An 18912-nucleotide genomic window follows, 5' to 3' on the forward strand; every position below is an offset into this window, starting at 1 on the left:
GCGGGTCAGGCGTCCGAGGAGTCGTCCTCCTCGGTGCCCTCGGTCAGTGTGTCGTGCACCCCGTCGGCGTAGCCGCGGGCGTAGTCCCAGGTGACGTAGTGGTCCGGGTCCGGGTCGTAGGCCGGCTCGTGCACCCGCGGCCGACCGGAGCTGAGCAGGTGGCGCAGGTTGCCCCGGAGCAGGTCCCAGTCGAAGTAGTGCGGCTCGCGGCAGTCCTCGCACTCGATGACCAGCCCGCGCACCCCGATCGGCGCCAGCAGGGCCTGGTAGATCTCCAGGTCGGCGAGATCCTCCAGGACGTCCTGACGCTCGACCTCGGTCAGCGGGTCCAGCGGGTCATCCTCGCGCGGATCCTGCAAGCCGGCGGTCGGATCGGCCGGGTCGCCGTTGAACGGGTCGATGGGCTCGTCGTGCACCCCCTCACCGTAGTCCCAACCGGCGAGGGAAGTCCGCCCCCGACGCTCACGGTGGCGCCGCTCATCCCCGCCGCCACTGCCGGGGCCGGCCCAGCTCAATGGGTACGATGAAGCGACGCGCCGTCGCCCCGGCGTGCGCCGGTGCCCGCACGCGCCGCCTCGCTGAAGCCCGTCCGACCAGCTCAGGAGAGCAATCGTGGAAAATTCGCCCAGCACCGATCTTCCGGCCGGCGCCGACAACGGCGAGCTGGGCGGTCACCTGCCGGAGCTGCCCGCCGGCTCGGCGCGGGTGGTGCCGCTCGGGCTGACCTTCGACGACGTGCTGCTCCAGCCGGGCGAGTCGGACGTCGTGCCCAGCCGGGTCAACACCCGCACGAGGCTCACCCGCAACGTCGAGCTGACCGTGCCGCTGCTCTCCAGCGCGATGGACACCGTCACCGAGGCGCGGATGGCGATCGCCATGGCCCGGCAGGGTGGCATCGGCGTGCTGCACCGCAACCTCTCCCTGGAGGACCAGGCGCTCCAGGTCGACCTGGTGAAGCGCTCCGAGTCGGGCATGATCACCAACCCGGTCACCGCCAGCCCGGACGACACCCTCCGGGAGGTCGACGAGCTCTGCGGGCGGTACCGGATCTCCGGCGTGCCGGTGGTCGACGCCGACGGCCAGCTGGTCGGCATCGTCACCAACCGCGACATGCGCTTCGTCTCCGACCCGGCCACCCCGGTCCACTCGATCATGACCCGGCCCCCGCTGATCACCGCCCCGGTCGGGGTGAGCAAGGACGACGCGCTCGACCTGCTGCGCCGGCACAAGGTGGAGAAGCTGCCGATCGTCGACGAGTCGGGCCGGCTGCGCGGCCTGATCACCGTCAAGGACTTCACCAAGAGCGAGCAGTACCCGAACGCCACCAAGGACGCCGCCGGCCGGCTCCGGGTCGCCGCCGCGGTCGGCGTCGGCGAGGACGCGTACAAGCGGGCCCGCACTCTGGTCGACGCGGGCGTGGACGTGCTCATCGTGGACACCGCGCACGGGCACCAGCGGGCCGTGCTGGACATGGTCCGCCAGCTCAAGTCCGACGTCGCCATCGACATCGTCGGCGGCAACGTGGCCACGTACGCCGGCGCGAAGGCGCTGGTCGATGCGGGCGCCGACGGCATCAAGGTGGGTGTCGGCCCGGGCGCGATCTGCACCACCCGGATCGTCGCCGGGGTCGGCGTACCGCAGATCACCGCGATCATGGAGGCCGCGCGGGCCGCCCGGCCGGCCGGCGTGCCGGTCATCGGCGACGGCGGCATCCAGTACTCCGGCGACATCGCCAAGGCGCTCGTGGCCGGCGCCGACACGGTGATGCTCGGCAGCCTGCTGGCCGGCTGCGAGGAGAGCCCCGGTGAGCTGATCTTCATCAACGGCAAGCAGTACAAGGCGTACCGGGGGATGGGCTCGCTCGGCGCGATGCAGTCCCGCGGCCAGGCCAAGTCCTACTCCAAGGACCGCTACTTCCAGCAGGACGTGCTCGCCGAGGACAAGCTGGTCCCCGAGGGCGTCGAGGGCCAGGTGCCCTACCGTGGCCCGCTCTCCGCGGTCGCCCACCAGCTCATCGGCGGGCTGCGGGCCGCGATGGGCTACGTCGGCGCGGAGAGCATCCCCGAGCTGCACCGGCGGGGCCAGCTCATCCGGATCACCGCGGCCGGGCTCAAGGAGAGCCACCCGCACGACATCCAGATGACGGTCGAGGCGCCGAACTACCACTCCCGCTGACCATCACCCCCAAACAACTGGAGTCCCCATGCGTGACGTGGTCGAGATCGGGCTGGGCAAGACCGCGCAGCGCGGCTACCACCTGGACGACATCGCCATCGTGCCGAGCCGCCGGACCCGGGACGTCGACGACGTCTCCACCGCCTGGCAGCTCGACGCGTACCAGTTCGGCATCCCCTGCCTCGGGCACCCCTCCGACGCGACGATGAGCCCCTCGTCCGCCGTCCGGCTCGGCCAGCTCGGCGGGCTCGGCGTGCTCAACGTCGAGGGCCTCTGGACCCGGTACGAGAACCCGACCAAGGTGCTGGAGGAGCTCGCCGGCCTCGACGAGGACGCCCGCGCCACCAAGCGGCTCCAGGAGGTGTACGCCGAGCCGATCCGCCCCGACCTGATCGCCGAGCGGGTCCGTGAGCTGCGGGCCGGCGGCGGCACGGTGGCCGTCCGGGTCTCCCCGCAGCACACCCTGGCGCTCGCCCCGGTGATCCTCGACGCCGGCGTGGACATCCTGGTCATCCAGGGCACCATCGTGTCCGCCGAGCACGTCTCCACCACCGACGAGCCGCTCAACCTCAAGGAGTTCATCGCCGACCTCGACCTGCCGGTCATCGTCGGCGGTTGCACCGACTACAAGACCGCGCTGCACCTGATGCGCACCGGCGCGGCCGGCGTGATCGTCGGCATCGGCGGCGACGACTGGTCGACCACCGAGTCGGTGCTCGGCATCCGGGTGCCGATGGCCACCGCGATCGCCGACGCGGCGGCGGCCCGCCGGGACTACCTCGACGAGACCGGTGGCCGGTACGTGCACCTGATCGCCGACGGCGACATCCAGACCTCCGGCGACATCGCCAAGGCGCTCGGCTGCGGCGCGGACGCGGTGATGCTCGGCGAGGCGCTCTCGCTCTGCGAGGAGGCCCCCGCCGGTGGCGCCTGGTGGCACTCCGCCGCCAGCCACCCGTCGCTGCCCCGTGGCGCGTTCGAGGTGGCCGGCGAGCCGCTCGGCTCGATGGAGCGGCTCCTCTTCGGCCCGGCCGACGAGCCGGACGGCCAGCTCAACCTCTTCGGCGGCCTGCGCCGCGCAATGGCCAAGTGCGGCTACCGCGACCTCAAGGAGTTCCAGAAGGTCGGCCTCGTCCTCGACCGCTGAGGCGACGCGAGCGACCGACGGCGCGGGTGTGGATTCCGGTCCCACCCGCGCCGTCGCGCATCTAGGCTCGGCGGGTGACGCGCGGGCGGTGGTACGCGGCGGCGCAGGTCGTGGCGCTGCTGCTGGGCGGCTGCACCGGCGGCGACGACGACCGGTTCCGCCCCGGCGCGGTCGACGCGGGCGACCCGTACGTGCCGGGGGCCGGGAACGGCGGGTACGACGTCGAGCACTACCGGCTGAAGGTCCGCTACGACCCGGGCAGTGACCGGCTCACCGGTGAGGCGACGATCACCGCCACCGCGACCGCCGGCCTGTCCCGGTTCAACCTCGACCTCGCCGGCCTCACCGTCGACCGGGTTGACGTCGACGGCGCCCCGGCGAAGCACCGCCGGGATGACGCCGAGCTGATCGTCACCCCGGCGCACGGGTTGCCGGCCGGACGACGGTTCACGGTCGACGTGGCGTACGCCGGGGTGCCGCAGCCGCTGCCCATCGGTGAGCTGGGCAGCGGCGGCTTCCAGGCCACCGGGGACGGCGCGATCGCGCTCGGCCAGCCGGAGTCGGCGAGCACCTGGTTCCCGGTCGACGACCACCCCTCCGACAAGGCCACCTACGACGTCGAGGTGACCGTCCCGGACGGGCTCGCCGCGCTGAGCAACGGGGTGCTGCGGTCCCGGGCGGGCCGGGACGGCTGGACCACCTGGAGCTGGTCCGAGGGCTCGCCGATGGCCAGCTACCTGACCACCCTGGTGATCGGGAACTACCGCGTGTCGACCGGCACCCATGCCGGGAAGCCGATGGTCACCGCGGTGGCCGCCGGGCTGCCGGCGGACGGGCCGGCAGCCGCCTCGCTCGCCCGCACCGGCGAGATCGCCGACTTCCTGGCCGGCCGCTTCGGCCCGTACCCGTTCGACGCGTACGGCGGCATCGCGGTCGCCGACGACCGCATCCGGTACGCCCTGGAGACCCAGTCCCGGCCGGTCTACGGTCCGGGCTTCTTCCGCGCCGGCCGGCCCGACACCCGGGTGGTCGCGCACGAGCTGGCCCACCAGTGGTTCGGCGACAGCGTCTCGGTGGCCCGGTGGAGCGACATCTGGCTGAACGAGGGCTTCGCGACGTACGCGGAATGGCTCTGGACCGAGCACGACGGCGGCCGCACCGTGGGGCGGGCCTTCGCCACCGAGTACGCGGCCACCGACTGGACCCGCCCGTCGCTCGACCCGGGCCGGCCGGCGATGTTCGGCGACGCCGTCTACCGGCGGGGGGCGCTGGCCGTGCACGCCCTGCGCCGCGCGGTCGGCGACGACACCTTCTTCCGCATCCTGCGCGGCTGGACGGCCGAGCGTCGGGACGGCGCCGCCACCACCGCCGACTTCGTCGGGTACGCCGAACGGGTCGGCGGGCGGCCGCTGCGCGCGCTCCTCGACGCCTGGCTCGTCGGCGGCACCGCCCCGGCCCTGCCGTGATGCGGACCCGCAGGCCGCTCGGTAGGCTGCCGCGGGCGGAGCGGCCGGGCGGGGCCGCCGCGGTCGTTCCCGGGGAGGGTCGAGACGATGACGCTGACGCGGCGGGGCGTGCGACGGGGCCTCGGGCTGCTGGTGGTGGGGACGTTGGCGCTCGTCGGCTGCGACTCGGCCGGCCCGGAACGGACGTCACTGGCGCCGGCGCAGGCCTCGCCGACGGCCGCCCGGACGTTCGCGCCCGGTGCGGCCGGCGCCGGCGATCCCTACTTCCCCAGTTACGGCAACGGCGGCTACGACGTCGCCCACTACACCGTCCAGGTGCGGTACGACCCGGCGCAGGACCGGCTGACCGGAACCACCATGGTGCGGGCCACCGCCACCGAGAACCTCTCTGCGTTCCACCTGGACCTGGCGGGGCTGACCGTGCGCTCGGCGACGGTGGACGGCGTCAGCGCCGCCCACGCCCGCGCCGACAATGAGCTGATCGTCACCCCGGCGACCGGCCTCAGCTCCGGCAATGGCTTCGTCGCGGAGATCCGGTACGACGGCAAGCCGGCCGCGTTGGACAACGACGTGCTCGGCGAGAGCGGCTGGCTGCACACCTCGGACGGTGCGATCGCGCTCGGCCAGCCGGAGTCGGCGAGCACCTGGTTCCCGGTCAACGACCACCCGTCGGACAAGGCCACCTACGACTTCGAGATCACCGTGCCGAAGGGACTGACGGCGGTCAGCAACGGCGTGCCGAAGGGGCGGAGCACCCAGGGTGGCTGGACCACCTGGATGTGGTCCGAGGGCGCGCCGATGGCCAGCTACCTCAGCACGGTGGTGATCGGGAAGTTCCGGGTCACCACGGGGGAACACAAGGGACGGCCGGTGTTCAGCGCGGTCACCACCAAGGTGGCGAAGGGCGCCCCGGACCGGTCGATCGACCGGTCCGTCGAGGTGGCCGACTACCTGGAGAGCGTCTTCGGGCCGTACCCGTTCGACGCGTACGGCGGGGTGGTGGTCGCCGACGACCGGATCCGGTACGCGCTGGAGACGCAGACCCGGCCGGTCTACTCCGCGGGCTTCTTCCGGCAGGGCGACAACACCGGGGTGGTGGCGCACGAGCTGGCCCACCAGTGGTTCGGCAACAGCGTGGCGCTGGAGCGGTGGCAGGACATCTGGCTCAACGAGGGGCTGGCCACGTACGCCGAGTGGCTCTGGGCCGAGCACACCGGCGAGTCCACCGTCCAGCGCGCCTTCGACCTGAGGTACGCGACGGCGTCCGGGCAGGTCTGGCGTACCCCGCCGGGGAAGCCGGGGGTGGCGCACCTGTTCGGCGACTCGGTCTACCAGCGGGGCGGGATGACCGTGCACGCGCTGCGGGTGGCGGTCGGCGACACCGCCTTCTTCACCATCCTGCGCACCTGGGCGGAGGAGAAGAAGAACGGCAACGCCACCACCGCCGACTTCCGCGCGCTCGCCGAGCGCGTCTCGAACAAGAAGCTGGACAAGCTCTTCGACGCCTGGCTCTACGCCACTGAACGCCCCGCCGAGCCGAAGCCGCTCTGAGTCAGGTCCGCACCCGCAGGGTGGGATGGGTCTTGAGGAACTGCTCGGCGCGGTCGGCGCGGAGTTCGGCGAGGAACTGGCGGCCCACGGGGCGGAGCTGCTCGCCGCGGTAGGCCGCGCCCTTGCCGACCGCGTCGCCGGGGAGACCGACCAGGACCAGGCCGTCGGCGGGCAGGCCGCCCAGGGCGTACGCGAAGTCGACCAGCCCCCGCCCGCCGCCGGCGTAGACCAGGGTCTTGCCCAGGGCGGCGACCACCTGCTCCACCCGCCCGGGATCACGGGCCAGCCCCTGGTCGAGGATCTTCCGGACCAGCGCCCGGATGAGCTGCTGCTGGTGGCGCTGGCGGGTGTAGTCGCCGCCGGCCGTGTAACGCTGTCGGGCGTAGTCCAGCGCCTGCCAGCCGGTGAGGTGCCGGTCGCCCGGCTGGTACACCATCTGCGGCCCGGTGTAGGTGTTGCCGACCCGGTCCCGGTACGTCCCGTCGGGGCGGCGGTGGATCGAGGCGACCCGCTGGTCGATGTGCAGGTCCACCCCGCCGAGCGTGTCCACCAGCTTGTCGAAGCCGTTGAAGGTGATCACGGCGCCGGCGTCGATGCGCAGCCCGGTGTACCGGCTGACCGTGGTGCGCAGCAGCTCGTACCCCTGGGCGGTGCTCGGGTGCTTCTTGTCGCCGGGCACCCGGCTGCCGTAGCTCATCGCGTGGGTGAGCTTGGTGCGGCCGCCCGGGTAACCGGCCTTCGGGTAGGCGGGGATGTCCACCACCAGGTCGCGGGGGAGGGAGAAGAGGTACCCCCGGTCCAGCCCGGCCGCCATGTGCAGCACCAGCACGGCGTCGGCGTGCGGCTCCCAGCCGGGCACGCTGACCCGGGTGTCCACCCCGACGAGCAGCAGGTTCAGCGGGCCGGTCAGGTCGGCGCCGGGCGGCGGGGTGGGGCTCGCCTGGGCCGGGGCGGGGCTGCTCGCCGACGCCGTGGGCGTGGCCGGGCCGGCCACCGGGCCGGGCGCGGGGGTGGACCGGGAGAGCAGGCGGGCGGCCACCACCGCGCCGGCGGCGACCAGGAGCACCGCCACCACGGCGGCCACCCCCAGCGTCCAGCGCCGTCGTGGCCCTGCGGTCTCCTGCGTCATCAGGCTTCCCCTCCCCCGTATGGAAACGACGCTCGGACGGGGGCCCGGGTTGCCGCCGGCGGGCCCGGGTCGGTCGAGCGCTCTGCATGATCCCGAAAATCTGCCGCTGGCGCGATGGCTACCCGTCGGTAATGATGCGTGCATGCGGTACGACGTGGTCGTCATCGGGTCCGGCTTCGGCGGCAGCGTCACCGCGCTCCGGCTGGCGGAGCGGGGCTACTCGGTCGGCGTGCTGGAGGCCGGGCGGCGCTTCGCCGACGACGAGTTCCCGCAGACCTCCTGGCGGGCCCGGCGCTTCCTCTGGGCGCCGAAGCTCGGCTGCTACGGCCTGCAACGGATCACCCTGCTCCGCTCGGCCGACCGGAAGGCCGGCGGGGGAGTCATGGTGCTCTCCGGCGCGGGCGTGGGCGGCGGCTCGCTGGTCTACGCCAACACCCTCTACGAGCCCCTCGACGCGTTCTACGCCGACCCGCAGTGGCGGGACATCACCGACTGGCGTGACGAACTGGCCCGCCACTACGACCAGGCCAAGCGGATGCTCGGGGTGACCACGTACCCGATCCACACCGGCGCGGACCGGGCGATGCGGGCGGTGGCCGAGCGGATGGGGGTCGGGCAGACCTTCCACGCCACCCCGGTCGGGGTGCACATCGGGCGACCGGGTGAGCGGGTGCCCGACCCGTACTTCGGCGGGGCCGGGCCGGAGCGGACCGGCTGCACGCACTGCGGCTCGTGCATGACCGGCTGCCGGCACGGCGCCAAGAACACCCTGGTCAAGAACTACCTCTGGCTGGCCGAGCGGCTCGGCGCCCAGGTCCACCCGCTGACCACCGTCACCGCGGTCCGCCCCGCCGTCGGCGGGGGCTACGAGGTGCACACCGAGCGCACCGGCGCCTGGCTGCGCAAGCGGCGCCAGGTCAGCCACGCCGACCAGGTGGTATTCGCCGCCGGCGCGCTCGGCACCCAGCGGCTGCTGCACGAGATGAAGGCGACCGGGGCGCTGCCGGGGCTGTCGCCCCGCCTCGGCGAGCTGACCCGGACCAACTCGGAGGCCATCCTCGGCGCCTCGGTGCCCCGGCAGCGGGCCCGCGAGCGGCGGCTGGACTTCACCGAGGGGGTGGCGATCACCAGCTCGTTCCACCCCGACCCGCAGACCCACATCGAGCCGGTCCGCTACGGCCGCGGCTCGAACGCGATGGGGCTGCTCCAGTCGCTGCTGGTCGACGGCGGGCCGCACCGGGTCCGGCGCTGGCTGGGCAGCATCGTCCGGCAGCCCGGCCTGGCCGCCCGGATGCTGTCGGTCCGCGGCTGGTCGGAGCGGACGGTGATCGCCCTGGTGATGCAGTCGGCGGACAACTCGCTCACCACCCGCTGGCGGCGCGGCCCGTTCGGCCGCCGGTTGGTCTCCGGCCCGGGGCACGGCGCGCCGAGCCCGACCTGGATCCCGGCCGGCAACGCCGCGGTCCGGCTGCTGGCCGAGGAGATCGACGGCACGCCGGGCGGGGCGATGACGGAGCCGTTCAACATCCCGATGACGGCGCACATCCTCGGCGGGGCGGTGATCGGCGCCACCCCGGCCGACGGGGTGATCGACCCGTACCACCGGGTGCACGGGCACCCGGGGCTGCACGTGGTGGACGGCGCGGCGGTCTCGGCGAACCTCGGGGTGAACCCGTCGCTGACCATCACCGCCCAGGCGGAACGGGCGATGTCGTTCTGGCCCAACAAGGGCGAGGAGGATCCGCGGCCGCCGCTCGGTGCCGCGTACCGCCGGTTGACGCCGGTCCGTCCGCGCCACCCGGCGGTCCCGGCGCACGCCCCCGCCGCCCTGCGCGGGTGACCTGGGCGACACCCGGGCGGGACGCGCCGCGCGGAGCGGCTGGCCCGCGCCCGGCGCGGGGGTGACGGTCGGTAGGCTTTCTGCACATGAGCACGCCTCGCCCCGTCCTCGTGGTGGACTTCGGAGCCCAGTACGCCCAGCTCATCGCGCGCCGGGTGCGGGAGGCGAAGGTCTACTCGGAGATCGTCCCGCATTCGATGCCGGTCGCCGAGATGCTGGCGAAGAACCCGGCCGCGATCATCCTGTCCGGCGGCCCGGCCAGCGTCTACGCCCCCGACGCCCCGCAGATCGACGCCGGCATGTTCACCGCCGACGTGCCGGTGTTCGGCATCTGCTACGGCTTCCAGGCGATGGCCCAGGCGCTCGGCGGCACGGTCGCCCGGACCGGCAACCGCGAGTACGGCGGCACCGCGCTGCGCGCCCGCGCCGACACCGGGGTGCTGCTCCGCGAGCTGCCGGACGACCTGCCGGTGTGGATGAGCCACGGTGACTGCGTGACCGAGGCCCCGGCGGGCTTCACGGTGACCGCCGAGTCGGCGGGCGCTCCGGTCGCCGCGTTCGAGGACCTGGCCGGCCGCCGGGCCGGCGTGCAGTTCCATCCCGAGGTCGGGCACACCGCGCACGGCCAGGAGATGCTCACCCGGTTCCTGTACGACATCGCCGGTGTCGAGCCGACCTGGACGCCCGAGAACATCATCGACGAGCAGGTCGCCCGGATCCGGGAGCAGGTGGGCGACAAGGAGGTCATCTGCGGCCTGTCCGGCGGTGTCGACTCCGCGGTCGCCGCGGCGCTGGTGCACAAGGCCGTCGGCGACCAGCTGACCTGTGTCTTCGTCGACCACGGTCTGCTCCGCGCGGGCGAGGCCGAGCAGGTGGAGAAGGACTACGTCGCCGCCACCGGCATCAAGCTCAAGGTGGTCGACGCGCAGGAGCGGTTCCTCGGCGCGCTGGCCGGGGTGACCGACCCGGAGCAGAAGCGCAAGATCATCGGCCGGGAGTTCATCCGGGTCTTCGAAGCCGCCGCCCGGGAGATCGCCTCCCACGGCGACGTCGAGTTCCTGGTGCAGGGCACCCTCTACCCGGACGTGGTGGAGTCCGGCGGCGGCACCGGCACCGCCAACATCAAGAGCCACCACAACGTCGGCGGCCTGCCGGAGGACCTGAAGTTCGCCCTGGTCGAGCCGCTGCGCACGCTCTTCAAGGACGAGGTCCGGGCGCTGGGCCTGGAGCTGGGCCTGCCCGAGGCGATGGTCTGGCGGCACCCGTTCCCGGGCCCCGGCCTGGCCATCCGGATCATCGGTGCGGTCGACAAGCAGCGGCTGGACCTGCTCCGCAAGGCCGACCTGATCGCCCGGGAGGAGTTGACCGCCGCCGGCCTGGACCGGGGCGTCTGGCAGTTCCCGGTGGTGCTCCTGGCCGACGTGCGCAGCGTCGGCGTGCAGGGCGACGGGCGCAGCTACGGGCATCCCGTGGTGCTTCGCCCGGTCTCCAGCGAGGACGCGATGACCGCCGACTGGTCCCGGCTGCCCTACGAGGTGGTCGCCCGGATCTCCACCCGGATCACCAACGAGGTGGCCGAGGTGAACCGGGTGGTCCTGGACGTCACCAGCAAGCCGCCGGGCACCATCGAGTGGGAGTGACGCCGGCTCACCCGGCGGTCGGCGGCTGAGGCTGCGGCCGGGGCGTCGGCTCCGGCGTGCCGGCCGGGTGCGTCGCCGGCCCGCCCGTCGCGGTCGGCCAGGCCGCCGGGTCGGGCGCCGGTTGCGGCCAGCCCTGCGGGGCGGGGCCGGCGGGCCGCCAGCCGCGCGGCGCGGCGCCCGCCGGGTGCGGCCAGGCGGGCGCGCCGGCCGGCTCCTCCGGCATCAGGAACCACATGATCGGGTACGCCAGCGCGGCGAAGCCGCCGGTGAGCAGGGTGGCGACGGCGAAGACCACCCGGACGAGGGTGGGGTCGACGGCGAGGTAGCGGCCGAGGCCGCTGGCGACGCCGGCCACCATGCGGTCGGTGGTGGGTCTGCGGAGCTGCTTGTACGGGGCCTGAGGGGTGCTCGTGGAGGTCATGTACCCACGGTCCCGCGCCGGCGGGCGGGCGACCTCGGTGACCGCCCGGACTCCTACCCTGATCGCTCCCTGAGGCGCCAGCCAAGAGTCAGGAATCTGACTCTTTTCGATGGAGGTAACCCGGCAGGGGGAGAATTTCCTCCCGTGACCACCTCGCTGGAGCCGCTCCGCAGGATCGCGGCATACGCAGTTTGTGCTGATCAAGCCGGTCGAGTGTTGCTGGTCCGCGCATCGGAGCGCTCCGGCACCCCCGGCACCTGGTCGCTGCCCGGAGGGGCGGTCGACCACGGTGAGGACCCCAAGCACACCGTCGTCCGCGAGACCGCGGCGGAGACCGGGCTCTCGGTCGCCGTCTCCGGGCTGGCGGACGTGCTCGCCGACATGCGGGCCCTGGCCGAGCGCGGCATCACCCTGCACACCGACCGGCTGCTCTACACGGTCTCACTGCGGGGCGGGACGCTGACCGAGCGGGTGGACCGCCCGACCGACCTGGCCCGCTGGGTCACCCTGGACGAGGCCCGGGCGCTGCCGCTGCGGTCGTTCACCGCGCGCGCCCTGGGGCTCCCCGCCTCCTCGGCCGACGTGGTGCCCGAGGAGGTCCCCGAGTTCCCCTCCTTCTACGCGGTGCCCGGCCCGGACGGGCTGCACCGGGCGCAGCGCTTCGCCGCGTACGCCGTGGTCACCGACCCGGAGGAGCGGGTGCTGCTCACCCGGGTCTCCGACGGGTACCCGGGCGCCGGCTGCTGGCACCTGCCGGGCGGCGGCACCGACTACGGCGAGCAGCCGGGCGCGGCGCTGATCCGGGAGCTGGTCGAGGAGACCGGGCAGACCGGTCGCCTGGTCGAGCTGCTCGGGGTGGCCAGCCACCGGGACGCCGCCTCGCTCGGCCCCGAGGGCTACCCGATCGACTGGCACGGGGTGCGCGCCTTCTACCGGGTGGTCGTCGACCAGCCTGCCCCGCCCACCGTGACCGACGTCGGCGGCTCCACCTGCGAGGCCCGCTGGTTCCGCCGAGAGGAGCTGACCGCCCTCCCCGCCGACCGCCTCACCGAGGTGACGGCCGAAGCCGTCCAGGCCGCCCAACTCCTCTAACCCCACCCGCACCCCCTCCCCACCGGCCGCCCCGGTGATCATGAAGTTGTTGCCACGACACGCCGTGCCGGTGGGCAATAGGTTCATGATCGACGGGGATGGCCGGTCGGGTAGTGGAGAGCGGGGGCTGATGGAACAGCGGCGGCGGATCGGGGCGTACGGGGTGTGCCGGGACGGGGAGCGGGTGCTGCTCGTGCGGGGGTCGGCCGCCGCGGACTTTCCCGGGGTGTGGCAGCTGCCCGGGGGCGGGCTCGACCACGCCGAGCATCCCGAGGCGGCGGTGGTGCGGGAGTTCGCCGAGGAGACCGGGCTGGCCGTCGAGGCGGCCGGGCTCCGGGACGCCGTGGCGGACGTGACCCGGTTCCCGGACCTCGGGGTCGCCCTGCACACCGACCGGATCATCTTCGACGTCACGCCGACCGGAGGGACGCTCCGGGACGAGGTCGACCAGACCACCGACCTGGCCGCCTGGTTCACCCCCGCCGAGGCGGCCGGCCTGTCGCTGCTGCCGTTCACCGCCGAGCTGCTCGGCCTGCCGGTCACCCCGCTGCCCGCGCGGACCGCCCGGGCGCCGTTCGAGCCGGCGCCCACCGACCGGCGGCAGCGCTTCGCCGCGTACGGCCTGGTCACCGACCCGGCGGGACGGGTGCTGCTCACCATGATCGCCGACGGGTACCCGGGCGCCGGTAAGTGGCACCTGCCCGGCGGCGGCACCGACCACGGCGAGCAGCCCGCCGCCGGACTGCTCCGCGAGCTGGTCGAGGAGGCCGGCCAGCTCGGCCGGGTGGTCGACCTGCTGGCCGTGGACAACCTGCACAATCCGGCCGCGCTCGGCCCCGAGGGGCGGCCGTTGGACTGGCACGGCGTCCGGGTGATCTACCGCGTGCGGGTGGACGCCCCGACCGAGGCGATGGTGACCGAGCTCGCCGGCGGGTCCACCGCCCGCGCCGCCTGGTTCGCTCCGGAGCAGATCAGCGAGCTGCGGCTGACCGACGTGGCGGTCCTGGCAACCGGACGTCGGGGGAGGTAGCACCCGCTCGCCGAGCCGCCCCGGGCCTCCTCCGGTACAGTCGGTAGTTGGGTTGGTGCGAGAAACGGGCGATGACGCCCGAGATGGGAATAAGAGAGCGGTTCGCGCGGCTTAAGGGAGATATAAGTGCCGCCGGCAGCTATCGCCAAGCCCCTTTCCCTTGTGCAATGGTGTACTCCGCAAAACGGGCTGCCGGACCAGCAAGGTCCGGCACGAGACAGCCGGACAGCCGCCCCTGGTGGGCGGTCAGCCGATCCGGTGATGGAGGAAACGTGCCGAGAGCCCCATGGCGCCGGCGTCGTACGACTGACAGTCCGCGCCCCGCAGGGCGTCGCTGGGCGGGCCGGTTGCGCCGCAGCAGCACGTTCGCCCGCCAGGTGCTGCTGGTCAGGGTGGGCCGCCGGGAGGGTGCCGTCGCCGGGACCGACCTGGTCGTACCCGACCACCGCTACGCCGACCGGCAGCGCCGCCGCTACGGCCGGTTCGACCGCACCGAGGTCGAGGCGATCATGCCGGTCAGCCCGGCGCTCGCCCCAACCTCGCCGGTCGACGACGACGCGTCGGCGATGTCGATCCCGCTCCTGCCGGGTGAGCGCACCGCCGCCCGGCGGATGAAGTTCGCCCTGGTCAACGCCTGCACCCTGAGCAGCCTGATGCTCGGCATGCTGGCCATCTTCCTGGCCATGCAGGGCGAGGTCCGGGTCGCGGCGCTCTGCCTGATCGCCTGCGTCGTGTTCGACGGCCTCGACGGCGCGCTGGCCCGCAAGCTCGGCGTGGCCAGCCCCTTCGGCGCCCAGATGGACTCGCTGGCCGACATGTGCTCGTTCGGCCTCGCCGCCCCGGTGGTGGTCTACGCCTCGCTGGCCGGCTCGGTGCCGCCGGCCGCCGCCGCGGTGGCCTGCGCCCTCGTCGCGGCCTGCGCCGCGATCCGGCTCGCCCGGTTCAACGTCTCGCCGAAGGACGGCCGGTTCTTCTGTGGCGTACCGACCACCATGGCGGCGGCCGTGCTGGCCCTGACCGTGGCCATCGGGCTGCCGGTCTCCGGCCTGGTGCTGGTCGGCGGGGTGGCCCTGCTGGCCTTCGCGATGGTCTCCAGCTTCCCGTACGCGAAGCTGGCCCGGCTGGTGAAGCTGCCGCCGTGGCTCTGGCTGGCGCCGGTGGTCGGCGCCCTGGTCGACATCCGGCTGACCTTCGCCCTGGTGGTGGTGGGTTACCTGGTCAGCGGCCCGCTGCTGTGGCTGCACCAGCGCCGTACCGCCTGATCCGAGCCATCGAAAAGGGGCGCCGCACTCGCGGCGCCCCTTTTCGCGTCTCCGTGTCTCAGACCCAGCGGGCGATCACGGTCGAGCCGCCGACCACCTTGTCGCCGGGGCCGACCAGCGGCTCGGCGGCGTCCGCCGGCAGGTAGACGTCGGTCCGCGAGCCGAACCGGATCAGCCCGAAGCGCTCGCCCCTCGCCAGCAGGGCGCCGACCGGCGCCCGCTGCACGATCCGCCGGGCGATCAGGCCGGTACGCTGCGCGACCACCACCGTGCCGTGCTCGGTGTCCAGCACCGTGTACGCCGCCACGTTGTGCTCGGCGTCCGGCTTCATGGCGTTGACGAAGCCGCCGTCGGCGACGAAGTAGTCGACCACCTTCCCGGCGACCGGGGCGCGGTTGACGTGCACGTCCAGCACGGAGAGGAAGACCGCCACCCGCAGCCACTCGCCGTCGCCGAAGCGCTCGTCGTGCAGGCGCTGCACCGAGAGGACCTGACCGTCCGCGGCGGCGACCACGGCCGACGGGTCCTCCGGCACGTCCCGCTCCGGATCCCGGAAGAACGCGGCCACCGGGACGGCGGCCAGCGCCGGCAGCAGCCAGAGCTTCGACTTCGGCCGGGTCACCCGGGCCAGCGCCGCCAGCCCGAGGCTGATGCCGGCCGCGGCGACGCCGTTCGAGTCGATGTGCATGCTGCGGGTCAGCGGCACGCTCGACGGCCGGTACGCCGGGGCCAGTCGGGCGGCCACGGCGGCGCTGGCCGGCGTGAAGCGGAGGTGGTGCACCCGGACCGGCGGGGAGTTGCGCAGCACCAGGTCGGTGCGGATGCCGTGCAGCACGCCCTGCCGATCCAGCTCGGTGCCGGCGCCCTCGGTCCGGAAGAGCGGCGCGGCCACGCTCAGCACCGCGCCGTCGGACAGGTACTTCGACAGCCCGTCGACCGCCATCCGAGCCTCTTCCGCGGTGCCGGTGCACGGCTCGGCGGCGATGACCACCTCGGCGGCGTCGGCCTCGGCGAGGGTGTCGATCACGCGTACCCGGTCGGCGACCCAACGGCCCTGGGCCGACACGTGCTCGCGGAGCGCGGCGGCGGAGGCCCCCTCCGCCGGCACGACGGTGAGCCGGTCGCCGGGAAGCAGCGCCTCGATCGCCGCGGCCAGGACCGGGGACTCCGGAACCGCGCCGACCAGCAGGGCGGCCTTCGGGTCGTTGCGCCGGGCGAGCTCGGTCACGAGGGTACGGGCGGCGCGCTCGCCGATGCGGACCGGACCGGACGCGCCGGAGGTGCGCACGGCGGGGGACTGGGTCATGTCGGACGGGCTCCTGACGGGTAGAGACGGGAAAGCGGCGGGACCGCCACGGCGACCTGGTCGGCTGGGCCGGGGGCGAGGCTCGGCGACCGGGACCACCGGACCCGGGCGGAACCCGGCGACGTGGCGGCCCGGCCGCGGCCGAGGCCCCACGGCGTGGGCCGGCCGGCGGTGGCGAGATCTCCACCAGCCAGCATATGCGCCGCCGGAGGAGACCCGCACCGCCGCGCTCAGCCCGGTGACCGCTCCTCGCCGTCCGGCCCCGCTGCCGGGCCGTCGCCGGCGGTCCGCTGCTCGCGGATGGCCGGTGCGTCGCCGCCGGTGGACCGCCCGGGGCTCGTCGGTCCGAGGTCGACGGTGGGCTGCTCCCGGGTCGCCGGTGCCACCTCGAGGGTGGGCTGCTCCCGGGTGGCCGCGTCCGCGCCGGTGGTGGGCGGCCCGGGGTCCGCCGGCGTCGCGGACGGCGACCAGCGCCGGTCGCCCGCCCCTCCGCTGACCGGCCGGTCCTCCGCAGCCCCGACCGCGTCGTCGCCGACCGCGTCGGTGCTCCACTCGTCGGCCTCCGGCGCCGCCGGTGGGGTCAACCCCGGGCCGCCGTCGTAGGGGGCCGACACGGTCGCCTCGGCGTCCGTCGGCGCGGCGGCGTCCCGGTCGGCGTGTCGGCCGGAGCGCAGCGCGCCGGCCAGGCCCAGCACCCCGATCAGGACGAGCGCGCCGGCCAGGAACCACCCCACCGGCGGGACCGTGAGCCCGAGGATCCGGGCCAGCAGCCACCAGACGGAGAGGGCCAGGAAGACCAGCCCGAACGCGAGCGAGACGAGGTCGGTGCGGTGGGCCTTCACCGGGTCACCTCCAGGTTGCCGGCGTTGACGTGGATCAGCAGCCGCAGCTTGCCGCCGCCGGGGCCGTCCGGGCCGACGTCGGTGCTCTCCCGGAGGTTGCCGTCCAGCCCGCCGGAGCGCTGGCCGAAGACGGTCGCGTCACCGGCGTTCACGTCGGCCACCGTGGTGACGTCGACGTTCGGCGGCACCACCACGGTCGCCTCGCCGAAGTTGATCGCCACGATGATCTGCGTCTCCTTCTTGTCGAAGTCGACCCCGCGCAGGTCGAGCACGGCGTCGCCGAAGTTGTTCTCGTACCGGGTCGCCAGGTCGCGATAGTCCGTCGGGGCCCAGGTCACGTCGCCGTCGATGCCGCGTACCCGGTCATAGGACTCGGCGACGGTGGCGACGCCGAGCGCCGCCGCGGTCACCAGGCCGAGCGCGATCAACCAGCGCGCCCGGCCGAACCAGGTGCCGACCAGCAGCCCGAGCCCGATCGTGGCCAGCGCCGCGGCGAAGTACCCGGCGGCGCCGACCGGGAAGACGTCCAGCAGGTCGAGCACGGCGACCACGCCCAGCGCCAGGAAGATCAGCGAGAACGTCACCGCGCCGAGCGGGGAGCGTTCCTTCGGCCGCTTGGGCGGCTTGGGCGCCCGCGCCGGCGGCTGCGGCGGCACCGGCGGGTACGGGCCGGCGTACGGGCCACGGGGGGCGAACGGCGCCCGGTAGCCGGTCGGCGGCAGCGGCGCGCTGACCGGCGGTACGGCGGCCGGCATCCCACCGGGGACTCCTCCGCTCGTCGGGGCGGGCGGCCAGGCCGCCGTCCCCGGTTCCGGCCAGCCGGACGCCTCGGTCGTCGGGTGGGCCGCCGACCAGGCCGGGAGGCCGCTGGTGGCCGCCCCGGCGGGCGTCCCCGGCCCACCGGTCCCCCGCACCGGCCAGCCCGTCGGCTGGCTCGCCTGACCGGCCTCCGGCCAGGTGGGCAGCCCGGCGGTGCCCGTCCCGGGCTCCGATGCCAGCGGTTCCCCGGCCGGCCGCGCGGCCGACGTCGCCGGTTGGGCCGCCGCGGTGGTCTCCCACCCGGCGGGCGTCGGCTGCCCGGACCAGGCGGGCGCGCCGGTGGCGGGCGTCCCGGCCGGCGGGGTGAAGAGGCCGGGGGCCGGCCAGCTGACCGGCGGCACGGGCCCGGGCGGTGTCGCGGGCGGGCCGGACGGGCCACCCGGCGCCGCTGGCCCTCGGTGTTCCCGGTTGAGGAGCAGCGCGCCGCCGATCAGGATGGCCGCGCCGAGCAGGACGGCCCGGAACGCGTCGGTGACGATGTAGCCGAAGCTGACCGCGACCAGGATGCTGAGCACGATGACGGTCACCGGCGACATGCTGGACCGGCCCCGGCCGAGCATCGACTCCACCGGGGAGGCGGTGTCCCCCTCGCCGGGGATGATCAGCCAGGCGGCGACGTAGATCAGGATGCCGACGCCGCCGAAGAAGCCCAGCACGGCGAGCAGCACCCGCCAGAGCACCGGGTCGGTGTTCGTGGCCCGGCCGATCGCCGCGCAGACGCCGGCCAGGTAGCGCCCCTCGCGGGGGCGGACCAGCCCGTACCGGGAGGTGAAGCCGGCGGCGCCGGGCGGCGGGGCGTACCCGGGCGGCGGGTCGCCGAGCGGCTCGGCGCCGGCGGCCGACGCGCCCGGCGGTGGGGCGGCGGGTCCGGCGGCCGACCACGACGGGTCGCCGAAGGCGTCCCCGGCCGGCGGGGCGCCCGGGCCCGAACCGGCCTGGGTGGTGGGCGCCGGTGCCGGCGCCGGGGGTGGCGGTGGCCCGTCCGGTGGTGCCGCCCCGGGCTGGGGCGGACGGGCAGCGTCCTCGGTCATGCTCCGATCCTGCTGCCCCGGGCGCCCGAGCGTCCTCCGGACCCGACCCTGACGCCACCCTGAGATCCGCGGCGGCCGAATGTCGGGGGCGTCCCCGTGGTCCGGGGCGGTCCGGCCGTGTGACGATCGGAGCGGCGCCGGAATCGGCCCGTACCTCGTCC

14 protein-coding genes and 1 pseudogene are annotated in these 18912 nt (G+C 74.5%); 9 read left to right on the forward strand and 6 right to left on the reverse strand.

Features of this window, described 5'->3' with window-relative positions:
- Positions 1–5: 5 nt before the first annotated feature.
- Positions 6–416 (reverse strand): DUF5319 domain-containing protein, encoded by a 411-nt coding sequence (locus GA0070613_RS13255; RefSeq protein ID WP_089012577.1) that lies wholly within the window; start codon positions 414–416, stop codon positions 6–8.
- Between the two features lie 196 nt (positions 417–612).
- Here GA0070613_RS13255 and guaB point away from each other — a divergent pair, with 196 nt between their 5' ends.
- The 4 genes from guaB to GA0070613_RS13275 all read left to right on the forward strand — a co-directional run bounded on the left by guaB (position 613) and on the right by GA0070613_RS13275 (position 6339).
- Positions 613–2175 (forward strand): IMP dehydrogenase, encoded by a 1563-nt coding sequence (guaB, locus tag GA0070613_RS13260; RefSeq protein WP_089012578.1) that lies wholly within the window; start codon positions 613–615, stop codon positions 2173–2175.
- A gap of 28 nt (positions 2176–2203) precedes the next feature.
- Positions 2204–3322, forward strand: a complete 1119-nt coding sequence (locus GA0070613_RS13265) for a GuaB3 family IMP dehydrogenase-related protein (protein ID WP_089012579.1) — start codon at positions 2204–2206, stop codon at positions 3320–3322.
- A gap of 74 nt (positions 3323–3396) precedes the next feature.
- The gene (locus GA0070613_RS13270; protein WP_089012580.1) at positions 3397–4788 is read left to right on the forward strand and encodes a M1 family metallopeptidase; all 1392 of its coding nucleotides are present in this window, start codon (positions 3397–3399) and stop codon (positions 4786–4788) included.
- An 87-nt stretch (positions 4789–4875) separates the two neighbouring features.
- Complete coding sequence (locus tag GA0070613_RS13275; protein WP_172875810.1) at positions 4876–6339, forward strand: M1 family metallopeptidase; 1464 nt, start codon at positions 4876–4878, stop codon at positions 6337–6339.
- Position 6340: 1 nt separating this feature from the next.
- Here GA0070613_RS13275 and GA0070613_RS13280 read toward each other — a convergent pair whose 3' ends face one another.
- Positions 6341–7468: an LCP family glycopolymer transferase gene (locus GA0070613_RS13280; RefSeq protein ID WP_089012581.1), complete on the reverse strand. Its 1128-nt coding sequence runs from the start codon at positions 7466–7468 to the stop codon at positions 6341–6343.
- Positions 7469–7610: 142 nt separating this feature from the next.
- On the opposite strand from GA0070613_RS13280, the gene GA0070613_RS13285 reads away from it, so the two are divergent.
- Together GA0070613_RS13285 and guaA are read left to right on the forward strand one after the other, a co-directional pair.
- Complete coding sequence (locus GA0070613_RS13285; protein ID WP_089012582.1) at positions 7611–9308, forward strand: FAD-dependent oxidoreductase; 1698 nt, start codon at positions 7611–7613, stop codon at positions 9306–9308.
- Positions 9309–9394: 86 nt separating this feature from the next.
- Positions 9395–10948, forward strand: a complete 1554-nt coding sequence (gene guaA, locus GA0070613_RS13290) for a glutamine-hydrolyzing GMP synthase (RefSeq protein ID WP_089012583.1) — start codon at positions 9395–9397, stop codon at positions 10946–10948.
- Between the two features lie 7 nt (positions 10949–10955).
- On the opposite strand, the gene GA0070613_RS13295 is transcribed toward guaA, so the two are convergent.
- Positions 10956–11369, reverse strand: a complete 414-nt coding sequence (locus GA0070613_RS13295; protein ID WP_089012584.1) for a PspC domain-containing protein — start codon at positions 11367–11369, stop codon at positions 10956–10958.
- 144 nt (positions 11370–11513) lie between these two features.
- Between GA0070613_RS13295 and GA0070613_RS13300 the strand changes: the two genes are divergently transcribed.
- From GA0070613_RS13300 to GA0070613_RS13310, 3 genes are all read left to right on the forward strand, one after another.
- Entirely contained in the window at positions 11514–12461 is a 948-nt protein-coding gene (locus tag GA0070613_RS13300) for an NUDIX hydrolase (RefSeq protein WP_089012585.1), read from the forward strand.
- A gap of 130 nt (positions 12462–12591) precedes the next feature.
- Positions 12592–13491 carry an NUDIX domain-containing protein gene (locus GA0070613_RS13305; RefSeq protein WP_089012586.1) on the forward strand — a complete coding sequence of 300 codons (900 nt, stop codon included), beginning with the start codon at positions 12592–12594 and terminating at the stop codon, positions 13489–13491.
- Positions 13492–13838: 347 nt separating this feature from the next.
- Positions 13839–14753: a CDP-alcohol phosphatidyltransferase family protein gene (locus tag GA0070613_RS13310; protein ID WP_089012587.1), complete on the forward strand. Its 915-nt coding sequence runs from the start codon at positions 13839–13841 to the stop codon at positions 14751–14753.
- Between the two features lie 58 nt (positions 14754–14811).
- On the opposite strand, the gene GA0070613_RS13315 is transcribed toward GA0070613_RS13310, so the two are convergent.
- From GA0070613_RS13315 to GA0070613_RS13325, 3 genes and pseudogenes are all read right to left on the reverse strand, one after another.
- Positions 14812–16059, reverse strand: a complete 1248-nt coding sequence (locus GA0070613_RS13315) for a phosphatidylserine decarboxylase (protein ID WP_089012588.1) — start codon at positions 16057–16059, stop codon at positions 14812–14814.
- Positions 16060–16643: 584 nt separating this feature from the next.
- Positions 16644–16901, reverse strand: a pseudogene (locus GA0070613_RS13320) (hypothetical protein); the annotation flags it as partial.
- Positions 16898–18751, reverse strand: a complete 1854-nt coding sequence (locus GA0070613_RS13325; RefSeq protein WP_089012589.1) for a PspC domain-containing protein — start codon at positions 18749–18751, stop codon at positions 16898–16900. The gene GA0070613_RS13325 and the pseudogene GA0070613_RS13320, both read right to left, overlap by 4 nt.
- Between the last annotated feature and the right edge of the window lie 161 nt (positions 18752–18912).

The sequence above is a fragment of the Micromonospora inositola genome, from assembly GCF_900090285.1.
Taxonomy (GTDB): Bacteria; Actinomycetota; Actinomycetes; order Mycobacteriales; family Micromonosporaceae; genus Micromonospora; species Micromonospora inositola.

Bases quoted from the DNA above. Each gene is read 5' to 3' on its own strand.
- GA0070613_RS13265 (WP_089012579.1), top strand. From the start codon at position 2,204: ATGCGTGACGTGGTCGAGATCGGGCTGGGCAAGACCGCGCAGCGCGGC.
- GA0070613_RS13275 (WP_172875810.1), top strand. From the start codon at position 4,876: ATGACGCTGACGCGGCGGGGCGTGCGACGGGGCCTCGGGCTGCTGGTG.
- GA0070613_RS13280 (WP_089012581.1), bottom strand. From the start codon at position 7,468: ATGACGCAGGAGACCGCAGGGCCACGACGGCGCTGGACGCTGGGGGTG.
- GA0070613_RS13285 (WP_089012582.1), top strand. From the start codon at position 7,611: ATGCGGTACGACGTGGTCGTCATCGGGTCCGGCTTCGGCGGCAGCGTC.
- guaA (WP_089012583.1), top strand. From the start codon at position 9,395: ATGAGCACGCCTCGCCCCGTCCTCGTGGTGGACTTCGGAGCCCAGTAC.
- GA0070613_RS13295 (WP_089012584.1), bottom strand. From the start codon at position 11,369: ATGACCTCCACGAGCACCCCTCAGGCCCCGTACAAGCAGCTCCGCAGA.
- GA0070613_RS13305 (WP_089012586.1), top strand. From the start codon at position 12,592: ATGGAACAGCGGCGGCGGATCGGGGCGTACGGGGTGTGCCGGGACGGG.
- GA0070613_RS13315 (WP_089012588.1), bottom strand. From the start codon at position 16,059: ATGACCCAGTCCCCCGCCGTGCGCACCTCCGGCGCGTCCGGTCCGGTC.
- GA0070613_RS13325 (WP_089012589.1), bottom strand. From the start codon at position 18,751: ATGACCGAGGACGCTGCCCGTCCGCCCCAGCCCGGGGCGGCACCACCG.